22 protein-coding genes are annotated in these 24,783 nt (G+C 57.4%); 19 read left to right on the top strand and 3 right to left on the bottom strand.

The features are described 5' to 3' along the window. Positions 1-9: 9 nt before the first annotated feature. Positions 10-639, bottom strand: coding sequence for a biliverdin-producing heme oxygenase (locus ACR02O_RS10400; RefSeq protein WP_494523327.1), 630 nt, complete (start codon positions 637-639; stop codon positions 10-12). 117 nt (positions 640-756) lie between these two features. Next, positions 757-3,414: a putative bifunctional diguanylate cyclase/phosphodiesterase gene (locus ACR02O_RS10395; protein ID WP_494523326.1), complete on the bottom strand. Its 2,658-nt coding sequence runs from the start codon at positions 3,412-3,414 to the stop codon at positions 757-759. 473 nt (positions 3,415-3,887) lie between these two features. Here ACR02O_RS10395 and ACR02O_RS10390 point away from each other — a divergent pair, with 473 nt between their 5' ends. Beyond that, the gene (locus tag ACR02O_RS10390; protein ID WP_319962600.1) at positions 3,888-4,535 is read left to right on the top strand and encodes a DUF2076 domain-containing protein; all 648 of its coding nucleotides are present in this window, start codon (positions 3,888-3,890) and stop codon (positions 4,533-4,535) included. A 313-nt stretch (positions 4,536-4,848) separates the two neighbouring features. Here ACR02O_RS10390 and katG read toward each other — a convergent pair whose 3' ends face one another. Further along, positions 4,849-7,071: a catalase/peroxidase HPI gene (gene katG / locus ACR02O_RS10385; RefSeq protein ID WP_458137083.1), complete on the bottom strand. Its 2,223-nt coding sequence runs from the start codon at positions 7,069-7,071 to the stop codon at positions 4,849-4,851. A gap of 285 nt (positions 7,072-7,356) precedes the next feature. Here katG and ACR02O_RS10380 point away from each other — a divergent pair, with 285 nt between their 5' ends. From ACR02O_RS10380 to ACR02O_RS10295, 18 genes are all read left to right on the top strand, one after another. After that, complete coding sequence (locus ACR02O_RS10380) at positions 7,357-8,232, top strand: LysR substrate-binding domain-containing protein (protein ID WP_033155321.1); 876 nt, start codon at positions 7,357-7,359, stop codon at positions 8,230-8,232. A gap of 320 nt (positions 8,233-8,552) precedes the next feature. Continuing rightward, positions 8,553-8,834, top strand: coding sequence for a hypothetical protein (locus tag ACR02O_RS10375; protein ID WP_458137082.1), 282 nt, complete (start codon positions 8,553-8,555; stop codon positions 8,832-8,834). 37 nt (positions 8,835-8,871) lie between these two features. After that, positions 8,872-9,063 carry a hemin uptake protein HemP gene (hemP, locus tag ACR02O_RS10370; RefSeq protein WP_033155322.1) on the top strand — a complete coding sequence of 64 codons (192 nt, stop codon included), beginning with the start codon at positions 8,872-8,874 and terminating at the stop codon, positions 9,061-9,063. Between the two features lie 82 nt (positions 9,064-9,145). Next, positions 9,146-9,931: an energy transducer TonB gene (locus tag ACR02O_RS10365; protein ID WP_494523325.1), complete on the top strand. Its 786-nt coding sequence runs from the start codon at positions 9,146-9,148 to the stop codon at positions 9,929-9,931. Positions 9,932-9,934: 3 nt separating this feature from the next. Beyond that, complete coding sequence (locus tag ACR02O_RS10360; protein ID WP_458137080.1) at positions 9,935-10,675, top strand: MotA/TolQ/ExbB proton channel family protein; 741 nt, start codon at positions 9,935-9,937, stop codon at positions 10,673-10,675. Further along, on the top strand, positions 10,675-11,097 hold the full coding sequence (locus ACR02O_RS10355; protein ID WP_458137079.1) for an ExbD/TolR family protein: 423 nt from the start codon (positions 10,675-10,677) through the stop codon (positions 11,095-11,097). The genes ACR02O_RS10360 and ACR02O_RS10355 overlap by 1 nt, the downstream gene beginning before the upstream one ends. 262 nt (positions 11,098-11,359) lie before the next feature. Next, positions 11,360-13,561, top strand: coding sequence for a TonB-dependent siderophore receptor (locus ACR02O_RS10350; RefSeq protein ID WP_494523324.1), 2,202 nt, complete (start codon positions 11,360-11,362; stop codon positions 13,559-13,561). Positions 13,562-13,573: 12 nt separating this feature from the next. Further along, a complete protein-coding gene (locus ACR02O_RS10345) occupies positions 13,574-14,698 on the top strand; it encodes a PepSY-associated TM helix domain-containing protein (protein ID WP_458137077.1) in 1,125 nt (374 codons plus the stop codon). Next, entirely contained in the window at positions 14,644-14,928 is a 285-nt protein-coding gene (locus tag ACR02O_RS10340; RefSeq protein ID WP_494523323.1) for a hypothetical protein, read from the top strand. Before ACR02O_RS10345 ends, ACR02O_RS10340 begins: the two co-directional genes overlap by 55 nt. A 353-nt stretch (positions 14,929-15,281) precedes the next feature. Then, on the top strand, positions 15,282-17,717 hold the full coding sequence (locus ACR02O_RS10335) for a TonB-dependent hemoglobin/transferrin/lactoferrin family receptor (protein ID WP_494523322.1): 2,436 nt from the start codon (positions 15,282-15,284) through the stop codon (positions 17,715-17,717). A gap of 14 nt (positions 17,718-17,731) precedes the next feature. Next, positions 17,732-17,977 (top strand): hypothetical protein, encoded by a 246-nt coding sequence (locus ACR02O_RS10330; RefSeq protein WP_101055249.1) that lies wholly within the window; start codon positions 17,732-17,734, stop codon positions 17,975-17,977. A gap of 145 nt (positions 17,978-18,122) precedes the next feature. After that, positions 18,123-18,854, top strand: coding sequence for a VPLPA-CTERM sorting domain-containing protein (locus ACR02O_RS10325; RefSeq protein ID WP_458137074.1), 732 nt, complete (start codon positions 18,123-18,125; stop codon positions 18,852-18,854). Positions 18,855-18,975: 121 nt separating this feature from the next. Next, a complete protein-coding gene (locus tag ACR02O_RS10320) occupies positions 18,976-19,977 on the top strand; it encodes a ChuX/HutX family heme-like substrate-binding protein (protein WP_494523321.1) in 1,002 nt (333 codons plus the stop codon). Positions 19,978-20,045: 68 nt separating this feature from the next. Beyond that, complete coding sequence (locus ACR02O_RS10315) at positions 20,046-20,591, top strand: HugZ family pyridoxamine 5'-phosphate oxidase (RefSeq protein WP_033155328.1); 546 nt, start codon at positions 20,046-20,048, stop codon at positions 20,589-20,591. Positions 20,592-20,694: 103 nt separating this feature from the next. Further along, positions 20,695-21,597: a heme/hemin ABC transporter substrate-binding protein gene (locus ACR02O_RS10310; RefSeq protein WP_033155329.1), complete on the top strand. Its 903-nt coding sequence runs from the start codon at positions 20,695-20,697 to the stop codon at positions 21,595-21,597. Beyond that, a complete protein-coding gene (locus ACR02O_RS10305) occupies positions 21,594-22,688 on the top strand; it encodes a FecCD family ABC transporter permease (protein ID WP_458137072.1) in 1,095 nt (364 codons plus the stop codon). The genes ACR02O_RS10310 and ACR02O_RS10305 overlap by 4 nt, the downstream gene beginning before the upstream one ends. A gap of 1 nt (position 22,689) precedes the next feature. Further along, positions 22,690-23,505 (top strand): heme ABC transporter ATP-binding protein, encoded by an 816-nt coding sequence (locus ACR02O_RS10300; protein ID WP_494523320.1) that lies wholly within the window; start codon positions 22,690-22,692, stop codon positions 23,503-23,505. 491 nt (positions 23,506-23,996) lie between these two features. After that, entirely contained in the window at positions 23,997-24,713 is a 717-nt protein-coding gene (locus ACR02O_RS10295; RefSeq protein WP_084153201.1) for an HNH endonuclease, read from the top strand. Positions 24,714-24,783 lie beyond the last annotated feature (70 nt).

The raw sequence follows: 24,783 nt of genomic DNA, 5'->3' as shown, positions 1-24,783 counted from the left end.
ACGTGTAACTTACGAATAGGCATAATCATCCAACACCTGAATAAAAAATTGAAAAGTTTGGCAGGCCGCCTGCTCGGCAGCCGAACGCTGGTCATCGTCACCGGCAAGGTTGTCCGCAAACCGCAGAAAATCTTGCCACATAGGCCCGGTGTTCTGACCATAACCGCGGAAAAAGCAAGCGCCGGCTTCGCCATTTAAACCGTGGTAGGCCTCAAGGCTACGCGAAATAAGCTGTCCACCCAACATCGATCCCTCTATCACGTATAAAACCCCGGTATATTCACCCATGCTGGCTACCTGCGGTGCCGGCAGGTTTTGCGCCATGTTGCATTCCCTAAGCGGGTCTATCCCCAAAAACGCCAGATCGCGGCAAATCCAAGGCAGCTTAAGGCGTTGAGAATAGTCGAATTGACAGTCTTGAGAAGACTGAAAGGCAATTAACCGCTGTTCCAAAGCCTGATAGAGATGGTAGTAAGCGGACAGCAGCTTTCGATATTTAGCCAGCGAATAGTCTGGTTGGGTGATTCCGACCAACAAACTGTGCTGATTTAAGCGGTTGTGATAGTCATTGCTTGCGCCTTTTAACGCCTCGCGGACTGCCAGCCGGGAATTGTGCGGATGTGTATCGGACGATTTCATTCGGAGCCCCGGCAAAGCCAATTTAGTAAAAACGGCACTAATCGGAAATATACCAACAATTCCGCGAAAGGCCAGGTGCATGCCTGATAGCCGGAGCGGCTACATTGACAGGCAGGGTCAGCACTTGGGCAAACGCCGACTCCAGGCCATAAACTCGTCTATCGGCACCGGCTTGCTGAACAAAAAGCCCTGACAGGCGTGGCAGCCGTGCTGTTCCAGAAACAAGCGCTGCGCTTCGGTTTCGACGCCTTCGGCAATCACTTCTATCCCCAGATTGTGGGCCATGCCGATGATGGTTTGTACGATCACCGCATCGCTGGTTTTGATACCGATGTTATGCACAAAGGAGCGGTCAATTTTTAACTGGTCGAACGGCAACTGCGTCAGATAGGAAAACGACGAGTATCCGGTCCCAAAGTCGTCCAACGAAAAGCGCACGCCCATCTCTCGGAGCGCGTGCATTTTAGAGATGGTGTCGTTGATATTCTCAAGGACCAGACTTTCGGTCAGTTCCAGTTCCAGCAAGTCCGGGTTAACGCCATGGCTATCCAGCGTCCGCCGCACCTGCTCGACAAAATCCGCCGCTCTAAACTGGCGCGCACTGACATTAACGGCTAGCCGAAATTGCCGCGAACGCGCATGCTGCTCCCACTGCTTCAGTTGCGTGCAAGCGGCTTCCAACACGCATTGGCCAATCGGCAAAATCAAACTGGTTTTTTCCGCCAAGGCAATAAACTCCAACGGCGACACCAAGCCGCGTTGCGGATGCTGCCAACGCAACAGCGCCTCGGCGCCCACTACTTGGTGGTTTCGGTAGATCTGCGCTTGAAAATACAGCTTGAACTGATTTTGAGACAGCGCAAGGCGCAAATCTTTTTCCAAATCGGCGCGAGCCGTGGCCAATGCCTGCATGCTCGGGTCGAAGAAACGCACAGTATTACGCCCGGCCATTTTGGCTTGATACATAGCAAGATCGGCGTGCCGGAGTAGCTCCTCCGCAAGCTCGTGATCACGGTACAAGCGAATGCCGATACTGGCCGAACAATGGAACTCATAGCCGTTTATGTCATAAGGATAAGCCAACGCATCCAGCAATTTTTCGCCGACTTGCTTGGTTTGCATGGCGGCAAGCTCGACATCGGCGCTCAAATCTGAGAGCAACACCAAAAACTCATCCCCACCCAGACGGCCGACGATGTCGCATTCGCGCACGCTAGTACGTAAGCGCCGCGCCACCTCTATCAATAATTGGTCACCGGCCTCATGGCCGCGCGTGTCGTTAAGCGTCTTGAAATTATCCAGGTCCAAGAACAGGATAGCGCCATACAAGCCGTTGCGGGCGCCGGCAACCAACTCCTGGCCCAAGCGGTCTTGCAGCAAACGCCGGTTAGGCAAATGGGTTAAAGGATCGTAATAGGCCAATCGGTGGATTTCCGCCACCGCGTCCTTGTTCTCGGTAATATCCGAAAATGTACCGACGTAATGGGTAATGCGGCCATCGGGCGCGACTACGGCGGCAATGGTCAGCCATTGAGCAGCAATCAGGCCATTCTTATGCCGATTCCAGATTTCACCTTGCCAGTGGCCGGTTTCCTGTAATGAAGTCCACATGGCGGTAAAAAATCCCTTGTCGTGCCGACCGGAGTTGAGCATCTGCGGCGTTTGCCCCATTACTTCTTGCGCTTCGTAGCCGGTCAGCGCGGTAAAAGCTCGATTCACCCGCAGGATTATCGCGTCCGGGGAGGTGACGATCATCGCCGCCTGCGATTCGAAGGCGATGGCGCTGATACGCAGCATTTCTTCCGCCTGCTTACGCTCGCTGATGTCCCGAATAATCGCAATACCGCCAACAATCTTGCCGGCGCCGTCGCGGGACGGCGCGCAGCTCATGTCTATCACTATGCCGGCGGCATCCGGCGCCGGCCTGAAATTGCCTTCATAACTTACCTTTTCACCGTTCAACGCCTGATGCAAAGCGGCAAGTATTGAACCGTCGTTAAAACCCTTAATATCCAATCCGACCACGTTATCGACGCTATTCTGCAAAATAGCGGCAAACGGTTCGTTGCAGTAAGTGACGATCAGGTCGGTGTCGTAATGAAAAATTCCGATGGGCGAATGTTTCAGCAACAAGCGATAGCGCTGCTCGCTGATACGCATGGCCTCTTCTCTTTCCGCGGCGTCGAGATGCAAGACAATATTCTCGGTGATGCTTCGATTGATACGACGCAAGCTGATCACCATGAAGCACAGGTATAAAAACCCTGCCACGCTCATCGCCACAAACAACCCATTGCCGGACATGAACAAGCGGACAATGATGGGCAGCAGCGAGCTCAAAGAAAATAGCACCGCACTAAGCAGATCGGCGGAAAAAGCCACCACGCCGCCGGCGGACAAGCCTGCCAGCATGAAAACCAAAAAGAGTTGGTGCTGCGAACTCTTGGCCGGGAACATTAGAAAACCGGCCGCTCCCCACACCAAGCCCACGGCCAGCACCCCAATCCGAAACCTTTTCATCCAGAACCGAGTGCTTTCGCCCACTTCCGGCGCGGCGGACCGATAAGCCTTGACCAGCAAAGTGCGGGAAACCGCCACCAACACAATCAGCGTTAACCAACTGAGCACCACATGAGCCGCAATCATGTCGCGCTGCATATAAGCCAGAATAGCCGCCAGTAGCGTACTGCTGATCAATGACACATTGCTTGCTGCAAACAGTTGCCGAAGCTGTGCCGCTTGAATTGCTGCTTGTTTGTTCGGGTTACTGATCACGTATGATTTAGCGGCCGGCTACTAACTAACGACTGAAGTGGGTTTGAAACGACTAACGAAGTACTCTGGATTGTACGCTAACCGGACTAACAGGCAATGCTGTTTTTGGCTGGCTGCTTTAACCGCGCCCTAGTCACCGCCCTTACAATTTTGGTTTTATGATGCCCTACCCCCGACCCTTTCCCGGAAAGTGCAGGAACCCATATTCCGAAATTTGCAATGCCAAAGATAAAGCAGCAATTGCAGCGCCAGGTGCCGGAGCATAGTCTGTCGCGCCGTTGGAACAGGACCGGCAGCGATTGAATAAGTTGCCCTTTGCCGCTGGAAAGAAGCAATTTCCGCCATCAACTATTTCACCCGGACTATTGAAACTTCCTAAACCACACCCAACTGAAAGAAACTTTGCAGCGATTTTGCAGTCTTTGCCCATGCCGGCGTTTAGCCGGGTTATATCTCACGATAGGAGTTATTGAATGAATTCACAGGAACGCAACCAGCTCAGCCAGTTTCTGAATCAACTGAACGAAGTAAAGCTCGCCCAAAAAGACGCCGAGGCCGAAGCCTTGATTAGAGATGCGGTGGCCAAACAACCCGATGCCGCTTATCTGCTGGTGCAACGCGCCTTGTTGCAGGATCAAGCTTTGACTGCGGCTAAAGCACAAATCGCCGAGTTGCAAAATCAATTGCAAGCCGGTGCAAGCCCACAACGTGGCGGGTTCCTGGGGAACGATCCGTGGGCTCAACCTGCCAACAATAGCGGAGCGGTGCCCGGTGCCGGTAATTATCAAATGCCGCGCGGCGCCGCTCCCGCGCAAGCGCCCGGCTTCTTCGGTGGTGGTGGCGGTAGTTTTTTAGGTAATGTCGCAACCACGGCAGCGGGCGTCGTCGCCGGTTCGTTTTTGTTCCAAGGCATCGAAAGTCTAATGGGTCATCACGGCTCCAGCGCCTGGGGCCAGCAAGCAATGGGCGAACACAGCGGCCTTCAGGAACAGACAGTAGTCAACAACTATTACGGCGACGATGCCATCCAGCAAGCCAACTTGGATAATAGTGACGATTTTTCACTTAGCGACGCAGACTACAGCGTGCCGGACGACAGCAACGATTCCGACTGGATTTGATTCACCTTGAGTTCTCCCTCTTTGGGCAGTCTTTGCACTGCCCTTTTTTTTGACTTTTCTCTGTGAGGGACCCTGGCACCACTGGGCACAAACTGAGGTGTTTGCGGCTTGCCACCAGCCTGGTATTAACCCGACGCAGAAAACCGTTCTCCCCATCGAAGAACACAGCAGCCACGGCTTTGACGGGCTCAGCCCAAACAGCATGCCCGTGACAACTAGGACCGGGTTAATAAGTTGACGATGAAAGGCATTTTTGCGCAAGGCAGCCAACTTGACCCAGTTTCGGCCAAATTGGCTGCCTCGCAAGCCAAGCTTAGCGCTTATCGAATCGATCCAGTTCCATCACTTTGGCCCAGGCATTGGCAAAATCCTGCACGAACTTTTCCTTGCCGTCTGCCGAGGCATAGACTTCCGATACTGCCCTTAACTCGGAGTGGGAACCGAAGATCAAATCCACTGGTGTGGCAGTCCATTTAACTTGATCGCTGGCCCGGTCCCGTCCTTCGTAAATGCCTTCAGTAGCTGACTTGGTCCATTTCGTGGACATATCGAGCAGATTAACGAAGAAATCGTTACTGAGCGTGCCCGGACGACTGGTGAACACCCCGTGTTTGGCATGGCCGGCGTTCGCATCCAAAGCCCGCATGCCGCCCACCAGCACCGTCATTTCCGGCACGCTCAAGGTCAGAAAATTCGCGCGTTCGACCAGCATTTCCGCAGGCGAATGCGCATTATCTTTGCCAAAGTAATTTCGGAAACCGTCAGCTTTGGGCTCCAGCACCGCGACAGAATTGACGTCGGTTTGCTCTTGCGCCGCATCCATCCGCCCCGGTTTGAACGGCACTTGCACCTTATAACCGGCTTTTTTGGCCGCCTCCTCCACCGCTGCCGAACCGCCCAGCACGATCACATCGGCCAGCGACACTTTTTTGCCGCCTTTCAAGGAGCGGTTGAATTCGGTTTGGACGGCTTCCAGTTTTGCCAGCACTTTGCCCAGTTCGGCGGGATCATTGACCTCCCAGTCTTTTTGCGGTGCTAACCGAATCCGCGCACCATTGGCTCCGCCGCGCATGTCGGTGCCACGGAACGTGACTGCCGAGGCCCAGGCCGTTTTCACCAACTCGGGAATCGTCAGATCCGCAGCCAAGATGGCTGATTTCAATTTGCCAACATCCTTGGCGTCAATCAATTTGTGATCAACTTTGGGAATAGGGTCCTGCCAGACGAAGTCTTCGGCCGGTACTTCCGCACCGATATAGCGGGCTTTGGGCCCCATGTCGCGGTGGGTCAGCTTGAACCAGGCCTTGGCGAAGGCCGCCTCGAATTCTTTTGGATTATCCAAAAAGCGTTTGGAAATTTTTTGGTAATCCGGGTCCATTTTCAAAGCAATATCGGTAGTAAACATGATCGGCGGATGGCGTTTGCTCTGGTCGTGTGCGTCCGGTACAAAGTTATCGCCTTTGCCGTCTTTAGGTATCCATTGCGTGGCACCGGCCGGACTTTTGCTTTGTTGCCACTCGAAGGTGTATAGCCAGGTCAGATAATCGTGGGTCCAGCGCGTAGGGTTGGTCGACCAAGCGCCTTCCAGGCCGCTACTGACGGTATCGACGCCGTTGCCGGCACCGCATTTATTCGCCCAGCCTAAGCCTTGCTCTTCAATGCCGGCCGCGGCGGGTTCTTTACCCACGCATTCGTCGGGTTTATGCGCACCGTGGGCCTTGCCGAAGGTATGGCCGCCGGCGATCAGCGCCACGGTTTCCTCGTCGTTCATCGCCATCCGGCCGAATGCTTCGCGGATATGTTTGGCGGCTGCCAATGGGTCAGGATTACCGCCAGGGCCTTCGGGGTTGACGTAAATCAAGCCCATTTGCACCGCCGCCAAGGGTTTCGCCAGCTCACCTTTACCGTCGTGGCGCTCATCGGCCAGAAATTTCTTTTCCGTGCCCCAATTGACCACTTCGGCCTCCCAATCATCGGCGCGGCCACCGGCAAACCCCAGAGTTTTGAAGCCCATATCTTCCAAGGCCACATTGCCCGCCAGCACCATCAAGTCGGCCCAGGACAGTTTGGCGCCGTACTTTTGTTTGACCGGCCACAACAGGCGGCGGGCTTTATCCAGATTGACATTGTCCGGCCAGCTGTTGAGCGGCTCGAAGCGTTGCTGACCACCGGACGCGCCGCCGCGACCATCGAAAATCCGATAGACGCCGGCACTATGCCAAGCCATGCGAATAAAAAACGGCCCGTAGTTGCCATAATCGGCCGGCCACCAGGGTTGTGAGGTATGTAGCACGCCGGCGATGTCTGCTTTCACGGCTTTCAAGTCCAGGGTTTTGAATTGCTCGGCATAATTAAAGGCCTTGCCCAAGGGATTGGATTCGGCGGCGTTCTGCCGCAACGGTTGCAGATTCAGTTGCTCCGGCCACCAGAAGCTGTTCATGGTCGGTTCCGGCTCGGCCTGCACCGGTGTGGCGGTCAATGCCGCTGATATGGCTAGTGCCAATGTGGATGCCAGGAAAATTTGTTTGCTTGTCATGGTGCACCTCTGTTCCTTGTTGTGATTTAAGATAAAAACCAGCCGTTGTTTTTTTTCGTTTTAAAGACCGCACGGGATTAACTGTAGCGGCATTTAGTTGTAACGGCACCCTATCCCTTCAGAAAACGGGTTCGGTGGACATATTCAACGGGAGATTGGCCGCAAACTGAAATTGATTTCTTCGATGGACCGATAGGCCAAGTCAATAATAGGCGCTTCCAAGCTGGTATGATTCCGGTCCGGGTGCACTTTCGGAACACTTACCTCAACAGCGGATAACAGTCGATGAACTTGCGGGATTTAAGCTACCTAGTGGCCGTAGCGGAATTGAAAAACTTCAGCCAAGCGGCTGAGCATTGTTCGATTAGCCAGCCGACGTTGAGCACGCAGATCAAGAAACTTGAGGATTATTTAGGCGTGGATTTATTCCTGCGCGAAAAAAATGCGGTGGAAACCACCGACACTTGCCGGGAAATTTTACCGCTCGCCCGCCGTATACTTGACGATGCCCGCTCCATTCGCCAAATCGCCGCCCACGCCAGTGATCGGCACCGCAACATGTTGTCGTTGGGGGCTTTTCCTTCACTGGCAAGCTACGTATTGCCGGAATACGTATTTCGCATCAAGCAGCATTACCCCGAGCTGAAACTCCAACTGGTCGAGGAAAAAACCAACGCTCTGGTAGCCTTGCTGCTCGACAAAAAGCTGGATGCTGCCTTGCTGGCCTTGCCTGTCGAACAGGCGAACCTGGAATCGCGAACCCTATTCGAAGACCCTTTCACCCTGGCGGTGTGCGCCGACCATCCACTTGCCGAGCAGGCGGAAATTGACCTGAACACGGTGGCCAAAGAAAATCTGCTGTTGCTGGACGAGGGCCATTGTTTGCGGGATCAGGCGCTAAAATTATGCCATCCGTCGCGCTTCGTGGAGCACGACTTCCGGGCATCCAGCCTGGAAACCTTGCGTTTCATGGTCAAAAACGGCGTCGGCGTGACGCTGATGCCTTCGGTCGCCGTGCAGCCGGACGATCATGACATTCGTTATATCACCATCCGCCAGCGGCCCAGCCGGCAAATCGCGCTGGTCTGGATCAAAAATCATCCCCGTAGCGAACTCCTGGAAACGCTGGCCGGACTACTGGCTTACAAACCGCTGCCCTAAAGCTGCAAAAAGCCGAAGCCACGCTATAAGCCTGACCAAGGGTGGCGACTTCCGCTGCCATTTGCAGTCATATTCTCAAATCATTTACCACAAACAAAACACCTCTATCGTCTTCCCAACCACCTTGGCCCTGCCAATTGCTTCCCGACAAATTCCCAAACCACCCACAGCAAAATACTTTTGCTTGACATATAGATGATAATCATTATCATTTGTATCCGACAGTCATCTCTCGTGCTGTCATTGCCGCACCTGCACAGCCTCCTAAGTTATCCAGTGTGCGGCAATTTAACTTATAACTTATGCAACCCGAGGTCATCATGTTTGAAGACAACTCTATCGGCGCGCCGAGAAGCCGCGATGTGGCGCAAATTCATGCCGCAACCTGCGTGTTAATGACCCAATTCATCAACGGCCACCACAACCCAAAGTTGGCGCATCTGATCGTACAGCAATTGGGCCGGTTACTGAGCCATCCGGAACTAGAACATAGTGCTTCCAGCCGGGACATGTATCTGCAATTGCTGGAACACTGGCAAACAGTCACCAACCTGTTATTAGAGCGAAAAACAGCTCGCCAGCAGTCGGTAGCAGCGCATTGAGCGGGTTTGGCATTTATTCGTCATCATTTTTAGTCCTATGAAAAATCCGTCCAACCCAGTGCGACTTAGCCCGTCAACCGCCGACACGCCGCCGGAAATACCGCAAGCCAGGCAGCGGGTGAATAGCCGTTTATTGTTCGGCACCCAAAACGAAATTGTCATCGAACATCAAGGCGACGAGTACCGTCTGCGCATTACCAGCAACGGCAAATTAATTTTGACCAAGTAAACCGTAATACCCGACAACACCAGCCAGCCAACCCCAGGGTAGCCAGCCAATCGTTTTCAGCTCAGTTAATCGAGAGGCCTGTATGTTACCGACCGCCAGTTTCCGCCAGCTTGCCTGCCTGGCCCCCATGCGCCTCGTAGCCAGCGAAGAGCCGTATAAATCGATAGCCACAATCCAAAAAGCCGAATATAACGAACGCGGCCTGGGCTTGCTAATCGCGCTCGGCCTGCATTTAGCCTGGTTCGGCCTAATGCCGAACAGCGAGAAACCGCAGCCCGTCACCCCGCCGCAACCTATCATGGTGCAATCGATCGGCGACACCCAAACGCAACAGGCACCGGCCAAACCACCGGTACAGCAAGCCCAACCAGCGCCGGAAAAAGCCGTCAACAAACCTAAAACGCCACCCAAACCGGTTAAAAAGCCGAACCTATTGTCGACCGCCGGCAGTGCGCCGACGGCAATCGCCGCGCCAGAGCCAACGCCGGAACCACCGCGCGCCGAACCTACACCAACGGCCACTGCGGCCGCGCCTGCCCCGGCACCCAGTTCCGCCAGTAACAGCGAAGCGTCGTCGGCGCCGATGACCTTGCCCAACCTGAACGCCGACTACTTGAACAACCCGGCCCCGGCCTATCCTAGCGCATCGCGGCAACTCGGCGAGCAAGGCAAGGTGTTGTTGCGGGTACTGGTCAATACCGACGGCGCGGTCGAACAAGTCACGCTACGTAAATCTAGCGGCTACGAGCGCCTGGATCAAGCCGCCCAGGAAACCGTGCAAAAATGGCGTTTCGTCCCCGCCCGCCGCGGCGAACAGGTGGTTTCCGCCTGGGTCGTGGTTCCCGTTTCATTCTCTCTCGAAGGATAAATCATGGCACTCAATCAAAGTCTCGACCATTTCCTGGCGCAAACCGACAGTGTCGGCGCCTTCCTATTCAGCTTGCTGATCATCATGTCGGTAGCCAGCTGGTATTTCATAGTCGTCAAGGCCTGGCACGCCATCCAGGTCCGCCATCGCGCCGAGCTGTTTTTACAAAAATTTTGGGCCAGCGACACCCTCACCGACGTCGCCAGCCACTTGCCCGACGGCACCCAAACCGACCCGTTCTCGAATCTGACCCGCCACGCCTTAGCCGCCTCGCAACATCATGCCCGCCACGGTAGCCATGGTTTGCAACAGGCGGGCTCGACTGCCGAGTTTCTGACCCGCTCGATGCGCAGGGTCATCGACGAAGAAACCGCGCAACTGGAGTGGGGCTTGACCGCACTAGCGTCCATCGCCAGCACCGCACCGTTTATCGGCTTGTTCGGCACGGTCTGGGGGGTTTACCACGCCCTGGTCAATATTGGTCAAGGCGGATTGGGCGGTTTGGATCAAATCGCCGGACCGGTCGGCGAAGCACTAATCATGACCGGTCTGGGCTTAGCGGTGGCGATACCGGCGGTACTGGCCTATAACGATTGCGTGCGCAGCAATCGCTTGTTGTTAGCCCGCTTGGACGGCTTCGCCCACGATTTGTTTGCGTTCCTGACCACCGGCGCCACCATCGCCAGCGCGCCAGCCGCCGCTATTGCCGGCGTTGAAATGGCCTTCGCCACTGGAGAACACTAATGGCATTCGGCGGCTTCGATCAAAACAAGGGCGGCGGCCACACCGTCGCCGAAATCAACATGATTCCGTTAATCGATGTGATGCTGGTGCTGCTGGTGATCTTCATGATCACCGCACCGCTGATGACGCATGCAGTGAAAATCGATCTGCCCAAAGCCAGCAGCGTACCGCAACAACCTAGCGACGACCCGGTGGCGCTGTCGGTGGATGGCGAAGGTAAATTGTTCTGGAACCAGGAGCAAATCGACCGTAGCGTCTTGAATCAGCGCCTGGCGGACATAGCCCAATCGCCGCAGCAGCCGGAACTGCATATCCGCGCCGATCAAAACGTACCGTACCACTTCGTCGCCGAAACGCTGGCGGATGCGGCCAAAGCCGGGGTCAGTAAAATCGGTTTCGTCTCGGAGCCGGAGAAAAAATAGCGTTTAAAACCCCGGCGCTTTGCCAACTTGCAAAGCAGGGGTCATGAAAAAAATTTGCCGGTTTTGGGATGTCTGGTAGATGGGCAAGGCAAGGATGCCGCCTTGTAATGGTAACGAAGTAAAGCCCCTGCCTGCCGGACATCCCAAAACCGGAAATAAAAACGTTACCCGTTTTCCGACGGGTAACCAACAAACCCGCCACCCAGCCTTTCCCGCCAGGTAGCCATGACTTTAACGACATTGCTAACCCGACGGAGCACGCATGCCCCAACCCAATTCACGCCGCCGGCACGAGCCGGCGGATTCCCGAGCACTGATGGCGGCACTGCCGCTGGCCGCCGCGCTGATCTGCCCGGCGCCGGCCGCGGCACAGGATACCGACAAGGATTCGTCGGCCGACAAGGATGTCACCCTACCCGTCGTCGAAGTCAAAGACCAAAGCACACGCCGCGACGTCGGCTTCGTGGCGACCACCTCCAGCGCCGCCAGCAAGACCGACACGCCGCTGCTGGAAACGCCGCATTCGATTTCGGTGGTCACCGACGACCAACTGGAAGCGCAAAACGTCGGCACTATCGCTGAAGCCCTGCGCTACACGCCGGGCGTGCAAAGCGAATCGTTCGGTTTCGAACCGCGCACCACTTATTTAAAAATGCGCGGCTTCGACGTGACCGAAACCGGCCTGTTTCAGGACGGCTTGAAGCTGGTCAATCCCGGTTTCGCCGTCAGTTACAACCTGGAGCCGTTCGGCGCCGAGCGCATCGAGATCCCGCGCGGCCCCGCCTCGGTGCTATACGGCCAAGCCGGCGCCGGCGGTCTGGTTAACTTCGTTTCGAAAAGGCCGATCTTCGGCGCCTTCGGCGGCGACATCAAATTCGAGGCCGGCAACTACGACCGCTTACAAGGCGAGCTGGACCTGCACGGTTCGCTGGACCGGGCCGGTACCTTGGCGGCCCGGCTGGTGGCTTTGGGCCGCGACAGCGAAACCCAAATCGACGCTATCGACGACAACCGAATTTATCTGGCTCCGTCTCTGACCTGGAAGCCGGATGAACGTACCACGCTGACCTTTTTAAGCCATTACCAGCAAGACCGAACCCAGCCCTCGCAACGCTATCCGGCGGCCGGGACCTTGTTCGGCAATCCGAACGGGCCACTGCCCAGCAACCGTTTCACCGGCGAACCGGGCGTCGATCGATATGATCGCGAACAGTTTTCGGTCGGTTACCTATTCGAACACCGCTTTAACGACACATTGGCGATTCGGCAAAATACCCGCTATTACGACAATACACTGGACGCGCGCAGCGTTTACACCGCGGCGCTATTGGCCGACCAACGCACCATCAGCCGCTACTACTACGAAATTGACGGCCGCGTGCAGGGATTTAGTCTGGACAACCAAGCCGAATTGAAATTGGCGACCGGACCTATTGCCCACACCTTGCTGGCCGGCCTGGACTTTCAACATACCGACGCGACCTATGTGTTGCCGTTCGGTAGCGCGCCTAATCTTGATCTGTACGCGCCGGTTTACGGCGCGGCGGTACCGGCCGCGTCGCCTTACCAAAACGATGTCTCGGTGCAAGACCAGATCGGCTTGTATTTGCAGGATCAAATTAAACTCACCGAGCAATGGCTGCTCACCTTGGGCGGCCGTTACGATCTGGCCGACAGCGCCACCACGGATCGTTTGGGCGGATCGGCCAGCGGCCAGCAGGATGAAAAGGCGACCGGCCGCGCCGGCTTGGTCTATCTTGCCGACAATGGCTTGGCGCCGTATTTCAGCTACGCCACCTCCTTCCTGCCGGCGCTCGGCCGCGACGCCCTGACCGGACAAACGTTCAAGCCGGAAACCGGCGAACAATACGAGTTCGGCGTCAAATATCAGCCCAGAAACCAGCGCAGTTTCGTCAGCCTGGCCTATTTCGACCTGACCCGCGACAACTACCTGACCACCGACCCAACCAGTTTCCAGAACGTGCAGAAAGGCAGCGCCCACTCGCGCGGCGTCGAATTGGAGGGCTTGGCGAGTCTGGATAACGGTCTGAATTTGACAGCCAGTTACAGTTATTTGGATGCCACCGTCACGAAGAGCTCGTTTGCCAGCGAAGTGGGCGAGCGCCTGGAGTACGTGCCGGACCACAAAGCCACGCTTTGGGCCGATTACACCGTAGCCAGCGGCCCGGCCAAGGGCTGGGGCATCGGCGGCGGCGCCCGTTACATCGGTACCTCGTACGGCAACAGCTATTACGGCCGCAACACCACCGAGGTGCCGAGTTACGTGTTGTTCGACGCCAGTCTGCATTACACCTGGAAGCAGATACAACTGGCCTTCAATCTGCAAAACGCGCTGGACAAGGAACATGTGACATCGGCCTTCGATTACGGCAGTCCGGCCGACGGCTTCGCCACTTACGGCATGCGCCGGGTGATCACCGGTTCGGTCAAGTACAGTTTCTAACGGTTGTTAAACATGTCCGCCAGATCGACGTTCAAAATTTGGTATTGGCTCCACCAATGGACCAGCCTGGTCTGCACGCTGTTCATGCTGCTGCTGTGCCTGACCGGTTTGCCGCTGATTTTTGCCGAGGAAATCGATCTGGCGTTGGGCCGTCACATCGCGGCGCCGGAACGGCCTGACGACCAGCGCCAAGCCGACGTGGACGCCATCGTTGCCGATGCCTTGGCCCGCCGGCCCGGCGACACCGTGCAATTTCTGGTCGGCGATGCCGACGAGCCGGCCTTGTGGTCGGTACGGCTCGGTAAAACCGCGGCCAGCGGCGACGTAAGCGCGTTTTATCTGTACGACGCCCGCAACGGCGAGTTTTTGCACGATGTACCGCTGGACAGCGGCTTTATCAACCTGATGTTTCGCTTGCACTACGACTTGTTCGCCGGCTTGCCCGGCAGCCTGCTACTCGGGGCGATGGGCGTGCTGCTATTGGCGTCGCTGGTCTCCGGCGCCGTGCTGTACCACTACCACATGGCTAAATTTCCATTCGGCAGCGTGCGCCGCGCCGGTTCGCGGCGTCTGGTCTGGCTGGATCTGCACAACCTGCTCGGTATCGCCACCCTGGTCTGGCTGGCCGTGGTCGGCTTGACCGGCATCGTCAACACCGTGGCCGAACCGATTTTTCAGCGTTGGCAGGACACCGAACTGGCGGCGATGCTGGCGCCTTACCAGGGCCAGGCACCAGTCAGCGGCCAAGGCCGGGCCGCCGCGGCATTGACGGCGGCCTTGCGCGCCGCGCCGGACATGGCTCTGAGCTTTATGGCCTTTCCCGGCAACGAGTTTGCCGGCCCGCGCCAGTTCGTCGCCTTCCTGCAAGGCAACACGCCGCTGACCAGCCAATTGCTGACGCCGGTTGTGATCGACGCCGCGTCCGGCGAGGTATTGGCGAAACGCGAACTGCCGGCTTACGTCAAAGCCTTGCTGCTGTCCAAACCGCTGCACTTCGGCAATTACGGCGGCCTGCCGCTGAAATGCCTGTGGCTGGTACTGGATTTGATCGCCATCGCAGTGCTGATCAGCGGCGTGTATTTATGGCTGGCCCGGCGCCGCTGGCGGCTTCCGGCGGTTGCCGGGGCGGCGGCCTGATGCGGACCGCCAGCCGACGTTCGGCCTGGCAAATCTGGCGCCTGCCGCTGGCGCTGGGTTTGGCCAGCGCGGCCGGTCTGGCGGCGGCATTGGTTGGCGACGGCGCGTGGGATGTTGCCTCGTGGGCCTTGTTGGGTTTGCCGGCGGCGGTTAGCGGCCTGGGATTGTTGCCGTCGAAGAGTAACTCCGGTGGTTGCGACAACGGACCGGTTGGGGACAAACGGGAGTGAGGGGATTGGTTTGGGGAATCTCCCCCCGCCCCTCTTTTGCAAAGAGGGGCATTAATAGCGCCAAATCCTGACTTTTTGGCATCGCCAAACACCGGAATTGGAAAAACGAAATTTCCGCGACGCGGAAGCACATACAAACGACTTAGTAACTATTCAGCGAAACGCACAAGCTACCGAATACCGATAGCCTGCTCCCTCTCCTCGCGGGAGAGGGTTCTGTTTTGGCTTTTACGGCACCCTTCACAAGAAAGGGAATGATGTGCTTCGCGCAGAATGGATACACGACTGATCGAATTATCCCGCCAGCCCTCCTAGCCATCGCGCCAGGCAGCCAGCAGTAACTACTGTATGCCATGGCAAATAAACCGACTGATTTAGTACCCACTCTGCACAACCGCCCCAAGGCGACCTGCTCCGGAATTCCAGGCGACTGCCGGCGCGCCCTGCTTGGCGCGCTGCTGTGTGTGCTGGCCGGCACAGCCTTGGCTGCCGAACCCGAGGAGCTTGAAATGCCCGAAGAACTGGAACTGGAAACCGTCACGGTCAAAGCTCAAGCCGACAAACCGGCCGCCGCACCGCCGGGCACCCAATCGACGATAGACGACAAAACATTGGAACAACGCATGGTCCGCAATATCAAAGACCTGATCCGCTACGAACCCGGCGTCAATGTCGGTAACGACCCGCAACGTTTCGGCGCCAGCGGCTTTACCATCCGCGGCCTGGGCGGCAACCGGGTGTTGATGCAAATCGACGGCGTGCGCCTGCCGGAAGCCTTTCGGATCGGCTCGTTTGCCAGCGCCAATCGTAATGCGGTGGACATGGATGCTTTAAAAGCCGTGGAAATCGTCCGTGGTTCGGGATCGGCCTATTACGGCGGCGACGCCATGGGCGGCACCGTCAACTTCGTCACCAAAGACCCGCGCGATTACTTGAACGTATTCGGCAAGGATTACTACACCGGCCTGAAACTGAACTACAACACTACCGACAACGGCTTCGTGCAAACCGCAACCTTGGCGGGTGCCTGGGGCGGCTGGGAAAGCATGGCGCTATTCACCCACAATCAAAGCAACGAAACCGATAACAAGGGCACGGCGGATTTTGCCGACGGCCGCCGCACCACACCCAGTCCGCAAGAAAACGGCAGCTACAATCTGCTGGCCAAACTGCTGTATCGCTTTAACGACGACAACGTGTTGCGCCTGACCGGCGAATGGCTGGACAGTCGAGCCGATATTGACGCCCTATACCTGCGCGGTGCCGACATCAGCCTGCGCAACGTCAACAGCATGCTCACCACCGATACCCAATCGCGCTGGCGGCTGACGCTGGACCACACCCTGAAGCATCTGGATACGCCGCTATTCGACGCTGGGTTGTGGAAGTTTTACACGCAAAAATCCGCTACCGGGCAAGTCACGTTGCAAGATCGCACCGCCAACGTGGACGGCAACACACTCACCGAGCGGATTTTCGATTTTGCCAACGACGACTTCGGCGGCGAACTGCAACTGGGAAAGAACTTTGTTTTAGGCGAGACCGCGCATGCACTGAAATACGGCGGCCAGATCAGTAAAAACGCCATAGTCCAACAACGCGACGGCAGCTACACCTGCGTCAGCGGCTCGGTTAACCCGCGCACCGGACGGCCCAATAACATTTGTCCCAAAGGCCGGATCAGCAAGACCGTGACGCCGGATGAGTTTCCGGTCCGCGACTTTCCGCTCTCCACCGTCACCAAGGCAGGCGCTTACCTCGAAGACCACATCGGCTTGTTCAACAAACGTATCGAGCTGATCCCCGGCGGCCGTTGGGAATATTTCCGCTTATTGCCCAAATCCGATTATTTATTAGAAAAAGCTTCGGCGGGCGCGGTTGCCGAAGGCGCCGATCCGGTTATGCCCATCATCATCGACGCCAACGCCTTTTTACCCAGATTCGGCGCCTTACTGCACCTCAACGAGATATTCACGGTGCACGGCCAGTATGCGCATGGCTTTCGCGGCCCCAACTTCAGCGAGAGCAATCTCGGTTTTACCAATATCACCGGCGGATACACCAACCTGCCCAATTACAACATTCAGCCGGAGACCAGCGTCGGCGCGGAAGTGGGTTTGCGCGGCCAGGGCGCTGCCGGGAGTTTCGACATAAGCCTGTTTCGTAACGATTACGACCACTTCATCTATAACGCGGTGATTTGCAACCCGGCGACCGCCGCCTGTCCGCCGTTGGGTTTTACCACCTATCAAAACATCAATAGCCCTGATCCGATCCGTATTCAGGGTATCGAAATCAAAAGCCGGTTTTATCTGGACTGGCTGGCGCCGTCGTTGTCGGGTGCCAGCCTGCTATTCAGCGGCTCCTTCACCGAAGGTTTGAATCTCAAGAGCCAACGCAGCGACGACGACGCCTTAAGGCAAATCAGCCCGATGAAAGCCGTCGTCGGCCTGCGCTACGACCAACCCAGCGGCGACTGGGGCACGGAATTAAACCTGACCTTGGTCGGCGCCAAACAAGCCAATACCGCCCCGGCTGACGCCCTATTTCTGCCCAGCGGTTACGGCGTCATCGATTTCAATGCCTACTACAACGCCGGCAAGCATCTCTCGTTCAATGTCGGGGTGTTCAACCTGCTGGATAAGAAATATATCGACTGGGAAGACATCAACACCCGCGCCGGCGATCCGCATACCACGCTAGGCAATTTCGCCGACGCCCGCTACTGGACCGACCGCTATTCGCGTCCCGGACGCAATCTCGGCGTCACCGTAAAACTGGCTTTTTGACGGAGAACAATCTTATGACCAAGGGATACAGGGCCAAGAAAGAGGCGCGGAAAAAACTGGAAACGCTATTCGACGAATTGCTGGAACACGAGGGCTTCGGCGAATTGCGGATGGAAATGCGCTTGTTAAAACGCGGGCAAAAGGAAGTGATCATCCATTGCGGCAAACAGTACCGCTACGTGCTGGACTTTCAGGTGCAAGGCACGCCGAACGGCAATCGCGATGGTAACGCACTTCCGGAATGCCGCGAGCCGCACTGAGTTTTAAATCTCCGCCACCGCAAAGGCCAAAGGCCAGCGCGGATAGCCGGCATGGGGCCGAAGCGGCGGACGCTATTTTGACGAAAGCAACGGATCGTCTTCGCGGTGAAGAGATGCGTCAATTTATTTACATAGGAAATCAACCATGAAAACTGCACAAAAACTGACCTTAATCGCCGGCCTGTTGGCCGTTTCCGGCAGCGCTTCGGCTGACTTGACCAATGGTCCGGACCCTTACGCCACCGGCTACGGCTTCGACACCCCAAGCGAAGCCGCCTGGGGCAACTGGAACCGGGGCGATGCCGGCACGCTGTATGCGGAATGGGACAGCTTCGTGGATGGCTCTTATCCCGGCATCCGCACCGCAGCCCCGGATGTGGGCAGCGCCGGCACCACCGACGCCAATATCGGCTGGAACGCCGGCACATTCGCGGCCGGATCGGGCAATTTGTACAGCTTCAGCGTCGTCGAGAATTTCACGGCCTCACTGAGCGGTGCTACCGACAACCAACCCTTAAGAGCAGCGTTGCAATTCGAAACCTGGGGCGTGCAAATGGACTACACCAGCCTGTTACTGAATGGCGTAGCCCCAAGCTTTACGACACAAACTTTCTACGATGGCAACTACGAAAGCTCATTCGGCCCGGTCGAGCTAGTGCAATACCTGGCTTATTGGGATTTATCCGGACCGGCTAGCAATTATTTGTTCTCGTTTGGCAGCGCCGAACATAGCTTGAGTTTGGGTCAAGTGGCTATCGACATCGGTCCCGCCGCCGATCCGGTAACCAGTGTGCCGCTGCCCGCGGCGGTATGGCTGTTCGGCGCCGGCTTCATGGGCTTGCTGGGTTTAAATCGTAAAAAAGGCCTGGCGGCATAAGCGCCGGCCTGTAAACGCTTTGCAGCCAGGCCGAGGGCCCGGCTGCAAAGTCCCTAAAGTGCGCTTCCCTGAACATTCGCAGCACATTCACTTAACGGAGCTCAGCGTAATGGCAAAATCCATGACTAAACAACCCTTATCGATTGCGGACACTTTGAAACAAGCGTGGCAAGACCTGCTCGCCGATCACCCGCATATGCGGATTCGCGATGCGGCGGCGACGTTGGGCGTCAGCGAAGCCGAACTGCTGGCAACCGACTGCGGCAACCGCGTCACCCGTTTGCGGGCACACTGGCCCGCGCTGCTGAGCGCGGTCGGCACACTGGGGCCGGTGATGGCCTTGGCCCGCAACGCTTTCGCGGTGCATGAAAGCACCGGGCTCTACGAGGATATCCGCCCCTGCGGCGACGCCATTCTGGTAGCCGGACACCATATCGCATTATGTCTATCCATCAGTATTTGGCATTCGGGTTTCGCCGTGACCGAGGAAACCCATCTCGGCCCGCGCCACAGCCTGCAATTTTTCGACACGGGCGGCGAGGCCGTGCACAAAATCTATTTGACCGAACATGCCGATGCCGGCCTGTACCGGCGTTTGGTCGACATCTTTCGGGCCGACGATCAGTCGCCCAATCTGGAACCACCTACCGACGGCACCAAGCCGGCGTTTAGCGCCATCGCCTCATCACAGGATTTACCGGAACACTGGCGGCGCTTGCTGCTAGCCGACACGCCCGAGGCTGCCGTCACAGGCCGGATTGCCGCATCGGCACTACGCGAGCTCATGCGGCAACTGGCGGACCTGATGTTGCCGATACAAGTTCTAGTCGGCAATCCCGGCGCGATGCAACTGCACGACGGCCCGATTCAAAACCTGAAAATCACCGGGCCCTGGTTCAATGTTCTGGATCGGGATTTCAATCTGCACCTTAACGAAATGGCCGTGGCCGGCGCGGACATCGTCCAACTGAGGTACCGGCAACACGCATTAACCGGCCTGCTGGTGCGCGGCCAAAACCAGCAGACCATCGCCTCCGTCTTCGGCGGTTACGACGACACCAACGGCGAAAACGGATTTTGGCGCGACTTGCTCCGAGCCTCGGCGCTTGCTGGAGGTTCCTAGCCTTTTGCGTCGATACCCAACCCCATAAACCGATACTTTTATCGATAACGCCATATCAGGAAACCCGCATGAACCAGAAAACCATCGATCTCGAACAAGTCAGAGCAGCCTATACCGCGCTGCCGCAAACATTTTCCTCCGCGCTAATGGCCACGGTCAGCGCTTCCGGGGAGCCCGAAGCCAGTTACGCCGCCTACGTGAGGCACGACGGTCATTATTACGTGTATGTCAGCGAACTGTCGGCGCACACCCAAAACCTGTTGCACAACGGCCGGGTTTGTCTGTTGTTCGTCGAGGACGAAGACAAAGCCGCGCATTTGTTCGCCCGGCAACGGGTTACCTATCACTGCTCGGCCGGCGAAATCGACCGCGAGTCCGAAGCTTTCGCCTACATCATGGGCTTATTCGAGGAAAAATTCGGCGCGTTCATAAAACAGCTACAAAAAATGCAGGACTTTCATCTGTTTCGCATCCGTCCGCAACGCGGCAGTTTCGTGCAAGGTTTTGCCAAGGCATTTTCGATAGAAGGCGACGATTTGGGGCAAATCCGCCACGTCAATGACGTCGGGCATAAACAGCGGAAGGCCGAAGCGGAAGCCGATGCCCCGGCTTAATTGCAAAACCAGGTAATGCGCGGAGGCTAGGCATTCGGTAGGGATGCACTTGGTCGCGATTAGCGCCGACTTTTGATTTGTAGAGATCATCTAAAACCCGAACATGAAACAGACCACATCCCTAAGCCATAAACTTGCGCGAGCCGCATGTGCGGCCTTCCTCTGGCTAACCGCCGCCGCGCCGGCCCATGCCGCCGGTCCGAGCCGCATCGTCTCGGTCGGCGGCGCGTTGACCGAAATCGTCTATGCGCTAGGCGGCGCCGAGCGCCTGGTCGGCGTCGACAGCACCAGCCTGATGCCGGCCGAAGCCAAGACGCTGCCGCAAGTCGGTTATATGCGCACACTGTCGGCCGAAGGCGTGCTGTCGCTACGCCCCGACCTGCTGCTGGCCAGCGCCCACGCCGGGCCGCCGGCGGTGCTGGAGCAATTGCGCGCGGCCGGCGTGCGCATTGAAACGTTACCCGAAGACTATTCCGCCGCCGGCATTGCCGCCAAAATAGGCGCCGTTGCCGCCTTGCTGGAACAGCTCGAACGCGGCCGGGAACTGGCCGATCAAGTGCAAGCCGACTTCGATCGACTGGCGCAATGGCGCGCGCAAAGCCGTGAACACCCCAAAGTGCTGTTTTTGATGGCGGTCGCCCACGGCGCGCCGCTGGCCTCAGGTCGCGGCACCGCCGCCGACGTGGTGTTAACGCTGGCCGGCGCCGCCAACGCCGCCGGCGAACTGCAAGGCAACAAACCGATAGGCACGGAGGCAATGGTCGCCGCCGCGCCGGACGTGATTTTGTTGACCGACGTCGCCGCCAACGCCATCGGCGGTCTGGAGGCGTTCTACCGGCAACCCGGCATCGCCCACACCCCAGCCGGCCGGCAACGTAAAGTCTTTATCGTCGATACCCTGGCCTTGCTCGGCTTTGGCTTACACAGCGGTCAGGCGGTGCTGGAACTGGCCGAACGGCTGCACGGCGAACCGGCAGTTGCCGCCGACGCAGGGGCAGGCCGATGACCGTCCATGCCGCGATGGCGACGGCCGGACCGCGTCTTCGGCTAAAACCGACCTTGAGCCGCGCCGGCCTGTGCTGGATGCTGGCATTGCTGCTGGTCGCCGTAGCCTTGGCCGCTCTGGGCAGCGGCGCGGTCGCCATCTCGGCCGGCCAGGCCGTCGCCATCGTCGCCGACCGCTTCGGTATCGCCCTGCCCTGGCCGTTCGGCGCCGACCAGCAAGCGGTGTTGCTGGCGATCCGCGCGCCGCGCCTGGTGTTGGGTTTGCTGGTCGGCGGCGCCTTGGCCGCGTCCGGCGCGGCGATGCAGGGCTTGTTCCGCAATCCGCTGGCCGATCCGGCCTTGATCGGCGTTTCCAGCGGCGCGGCGCTGTCTGCGGTGGCGGTCATCGTGTTGCGCGACAGCCTGTTCGGCGCAATCGCCGGCGTATTCGGCGCCTATTTATTGCCGCTCGCGGCCATCGCCGGCGGTTTTGGGGTCAGTTGGCTGGTATACCGGCTGGCCGACAGCGGCGACCGGCTGGACGTGGCCTCGCTGTTGTTGTCGGGCATCGCCATCAACGCGCTGGCCGGCTCGGCCACCGGTTTGCTGGTCTATCTGGCCGACGACGACCAGTTGCGCAGCTTGACCTTCTGGAGCCTGGGCAGCCTGAACGGCGCCGGTTGGGACGGCGTTGCCATCGGCGCGCCGTTTTTACTCGCCAATCTGCTGCTGTTGCCGTGGCTGGCCGATGCCTTGAACGCCTTGTTGCTCGGCGAAGCCGAAGCCGGCCATCTGGGTTTTCCGGTCGAACGCATCAAAACCGGCGTGGTGGCCTTGGTAGCGCTCGGCGTCGGCGCGGCGGTGGCCTTGTCCGGCGTGATCGGCTTCGTCGGTCTGGTGGTGCCGCATCTATTGCGGCTGGCGTTGGGGCCGGACCACCGCTGGCTGTTGCCGGCGTCGGCGCTGCTCGGCGCCTTGCTGTTGATCTGTGCCGATTATCTGGCCCGCAGTTTGGCGGCGCCGGCCGAAATCCCGATCGGCATCGTCACCGGCCTGCTCGGCAGTCCGTTTTTTCTGTGGCTGCTGTTCCGCCAAAAACTAATGGGCCATTGACATGCTGCAAGCCATAGACCTGAGCCTGCGCGTCGGCGCGAAAACCTTGCTGGACGGCGTGACGCTGGCACTGCGCCCCGGCGAAGTACTGGCCGTGGCCGGCCCGAACGGCGCCGGCAAATCCAGCCTGCTGCGGGCCATCAGCGGCGAGCTGGCGCCGTTCGCCGGCCTGGTGACGATGAACGGCCGGCCGCTGGCGGAATGGCCGCCGCAACAGGCGGCCTTGCTGCGCGGCGTATTGCCGCAAAGTGCCGGGCTGGCATTCCGCTTCACGGTGCGCGACGTGGCCTTGATGGGCCGCAGCCCGCAACGCAAAACCCACAGCGCCGCTCGAAACCGGGCCATCGCCGAACACGCGCTGGCGATGACCGATACCGGCCATCTGGCCGAACGCATCTACACCACGCTGTCCGGCGGCGAACACCAACGGGTGCAACTGGCGCGGGTGCTGGCGCAAATCTGGGAACCGCAAGACCCGCTGCACCGCTATTTATTGCTGGACGAACCCACCTCGGCGCTGGACCTGGCCCACCAGCACGCGGTGTTGGCCATCGCCCGCCGCTTCGCCGACCAACAACAGGCCGGGGTCCTGGCGGTATTGCACGACCTGAACCTGGCTGCGCTTTACGCCGACCGCATCGCCCTGCTGCACCAAGGCCGGCTCGCCGCCATCGGCACACCGGCGCAAACCCTGAACAGCGAGCTGATCCGGCAAGTGTTCGCTTACCCGGTCAGCATCGCCAGCCATCCGCAAATTCCGGCGGTGCCGTTGGTGATTCCGCGGCGGCAAGTGGCGCCAGGCGTTCAAGAGCGATGAGTTATTAGCCGGGCCCTCGAATACCGTTCGCCCTGAGCTTGTCGAAGGGCGCACCGACCTGGCTTAGCCGAGCTCGGCCCGAACGGAATACCCGTGCTCAATAGGGCCGGGTGAATCGTCAGCCATGCGGCAGGCATTCGATTACCCCGGAATACCCGGTTTAGCGGGTTCGGAGGAAGACGTTAACAACTCCGCCACGGAGGGCGGCACCTTACGATTCGATGCTGCAGATTCTTCGGCATGGCGATGGTGTTATTGGAGGTAAAATCGAATAAACTGGCAGCGGACACTAGCCCGGTTGCAATCGGTCGATCCAGTGGTTCAAAGACGCCGATTGCTCCGTTATCGGTCATTAGTTTCGGTTGCCGAATGGTATATCGACAGGAAAATTACATGCTGACCCATCAGTTATTGAAAATATTGAAAAAATGAGTATTAGCTTGGCGATATACGGAAACCGCTTAACAACTGGTTAGGGAATAGAGATCGCAATGAAATGTATATTCTGTGGGTATAGTGGAAGCACAAAATCAGTTTCCCATATAGTTCCAGAATCTCTGGGTGGAAAACATTCACCTTCCGCAAATAGCGGTGTAACTTGCGATTCTTGTAACCAATATTTTGGCCAAAAAGTCGAATCAAAGGCTTTAAATAGCTTTCCTTTTATTGGGTTTAGAGTGCTTTCGGGAGTTCCGACCAAAAAAGGAAAAGTATCAAATTTTATGGGTACCGCAGGAAGAATATTTGGCACCGGAAAATTTGGAGTTGTAGCGCTTGAACCCCTAAACAAAGAAATTCAGTCAAAGGTTCTTTCTGGTGAGAAAACTCAGTTTAGAGTAATTGCTGAGGTCACAGAGCCTCTACCAGTCTGTAGATTGCTTATAAAAATGGGGCTGGAACAACTTGGTAGTCATTTTCATGAAGTCGCAATATCTGAACGAATGAATGCAGCTCGAGACTTCGCAAGAAGGCCAAAACGCGGAAGCAGTTGGTGGTTTATTTTAAGAAGTAATCCTGAAGAACTCTTTAATGAAAGTTCAGCAAAGTTTGAATCAGCAATTGAAATTGCAGAGCATCAAGGTATTTTAATGGCTACCCTAAAGCTGCCCGGCATCTCCACAATTACCCCGTTGGAAAGTGAAGTTATACCACCCAATAAAAGTGAATTGGCAGAGCCAGAGTACCGAATTATTTGGGCGCAATGTTGAACTGTGCCTAACAAAGCCATCAAACGGATGGTTTTTAAGTCCGGTAGATACTCTGTTCAAAAGCAACAAA

The sequence above is a fragment of the Methylomonas sp. PHL2-19 genome, from assembly GCF_059331595.1.
Note: the sequence above shows the minus strand (reverse complement) of the source record. Positions and strands in the feature narration are given on the sequence as shown.

Excerpts from the sequence above, each read along its gene's own strand:
- hemP (WP_033155322.1), top strand. The coding sequence starts at position 8,872 with ATGAAAAATCCGTCCAACCCAGTGCGACTTAGCCCGTCAACCGCCGAC.
- ACR02O_RS10330 (WP_101055249.1), top strand. The coding sequence starts at position 17,732 with ATGACCAAGGGATACAGGGCCAAGAAAGAGGCGCGGAAAAAACTGGAA.
- ACR02O_RS10310 (WP_033155329.1), top strand. The coding sequence starts at position 20,695 with ATGAAACAGACCACATCCCTAAGCCATAAACTTGCGCGAGCCGCATGT.
- ACR02O_RS10365 (WP_494523325.1), top strand. The coding sequence starts at position 9,146 with ATGTTACCGACCGCCAGTTTCCGCCAGCTTGCCTGCCTGGCCCCCATG.
- ACR02O_RS10390 (WP_319962600.1), top strand. The coding sequence starts at position 3,888 with ATGAATTCACAGGAACGCAACCAGCTCAGCCAGTTTCTGAATCAACTG.
- ACR02O_RS10300 (WP_494523320.1), top strand. The coding sequence starts at position 22,690 with ATGCTGCAAGCCATAGACCTGAGCCTGCGCGTCGGCGCGAAAACCTTG.
- ACR02O_RS10315 (WP_033155328.1), top strand. The coding sequence starts at position 20,046 with ATGAACCAGAAAACCATCGATCTCGAACAAGTCAGAGCAGCCTATACC.
- ACR02O_RS10375 (WP_458137082.1), top strand. The coding sequence starts at position 8,553 with ATGTTTGAAGACAACTCTATCGGCGCGCCGAGAAGCCGCGATGTGGCG.
- katG (WP_458137083.1), bottom strand. The coding sequence starts at position 7,071 with ATGACAAGCAAACAAATTTTCCTGGCATCCACATTGGCACTAGCCATA.
- ACR02O_RS10350 (WP_494523324.1), top strand. The coding sequence starts at position 11,360 with ATGCCCCAACCCAATTCACGCCGCCGGCACGAGCCGGCGGATTCCCGA.
- ACR02O_RS10320 (WP_494523321.1), top strand. The coding sequence starts at position 18,976 with ATGACTAAACAACCCTTATCGATTGCGGACACTTTGAAACAAGCGTGG.
- ACR02O_RS10325 (WP_458137074.1), top strand. The coding sequence starts at position 18,123 with ATGAAAACTGCACAAAAACTGACCTTAATCGCCGGCCTGTTGGCCGTT.
- ACR02O_RS10340 (WP_494523323.1), top strand. The coding sequence starts at position 14,644 with ATGGCTGGCCCGGCGCCGCTGGCGGCTTCCGGCGGTTGCCGGGGCGGC.
- ACR02O_RS10380 (WP_033155321.1), top strand. The coding sequence starts at position 7,357 with ATGAACTTGCGGGATTTAAGCTACCTAGTGGCCGTAGCGGAATTGAAA.
- ACR02O_RS10335 (WP_494523322.1), top strand. The coding sequence starts at position 15,282 with ATGGCAAATAAACCGACTGATTTAGTACCCACTCTGCACAACCGCCCC.
- ACR02O_RS10400 (WP_494523327.1), bottom strand. The coding sequence starts at position 639 with ATGAAATCGTCCGATACACATCCGCACAATTCCCGGCTGGCAGTCCGC.
- ACR02O_RS10355 (WP_458137079.1), top strand. The coding sequence starts at position 10,675 with ATGGCATTCGGCGGCTTCGATCAAAACAAGGGCGGCGGCCACACCGTC.
- ACR02O_RS10295 (WP_084153201.1), top strand. The coding sequence starts at position 23,997 with ATGAAATGTATATTCTGTGGGTATAGTGGAAGCACAAAATCAGTTTCC.
- ACR02O_RS10360 (WP_458137080.1), top strand. The coding sequence starts at position 9,935 with ATGGCACTCAATCAAAGTCTCGACCATTTCCTGGCGCAAACCGACAGT.
- ACR02O_RS10305 (WP_458137072.1), top strand. The coding sequence starts at position 21,594 with ATGACCGTCCATGCCGCGATGGCGACGGCCGGACCGCGTCTTCGGCTA.
- ACR02O_RS10345 (WP_458137077.1), top strand. The coding sequence starts at position 13,574 with ATGTCCGCCAGATCGACGTTCAAAATTTGGTATTGGCTCCACCAATGG.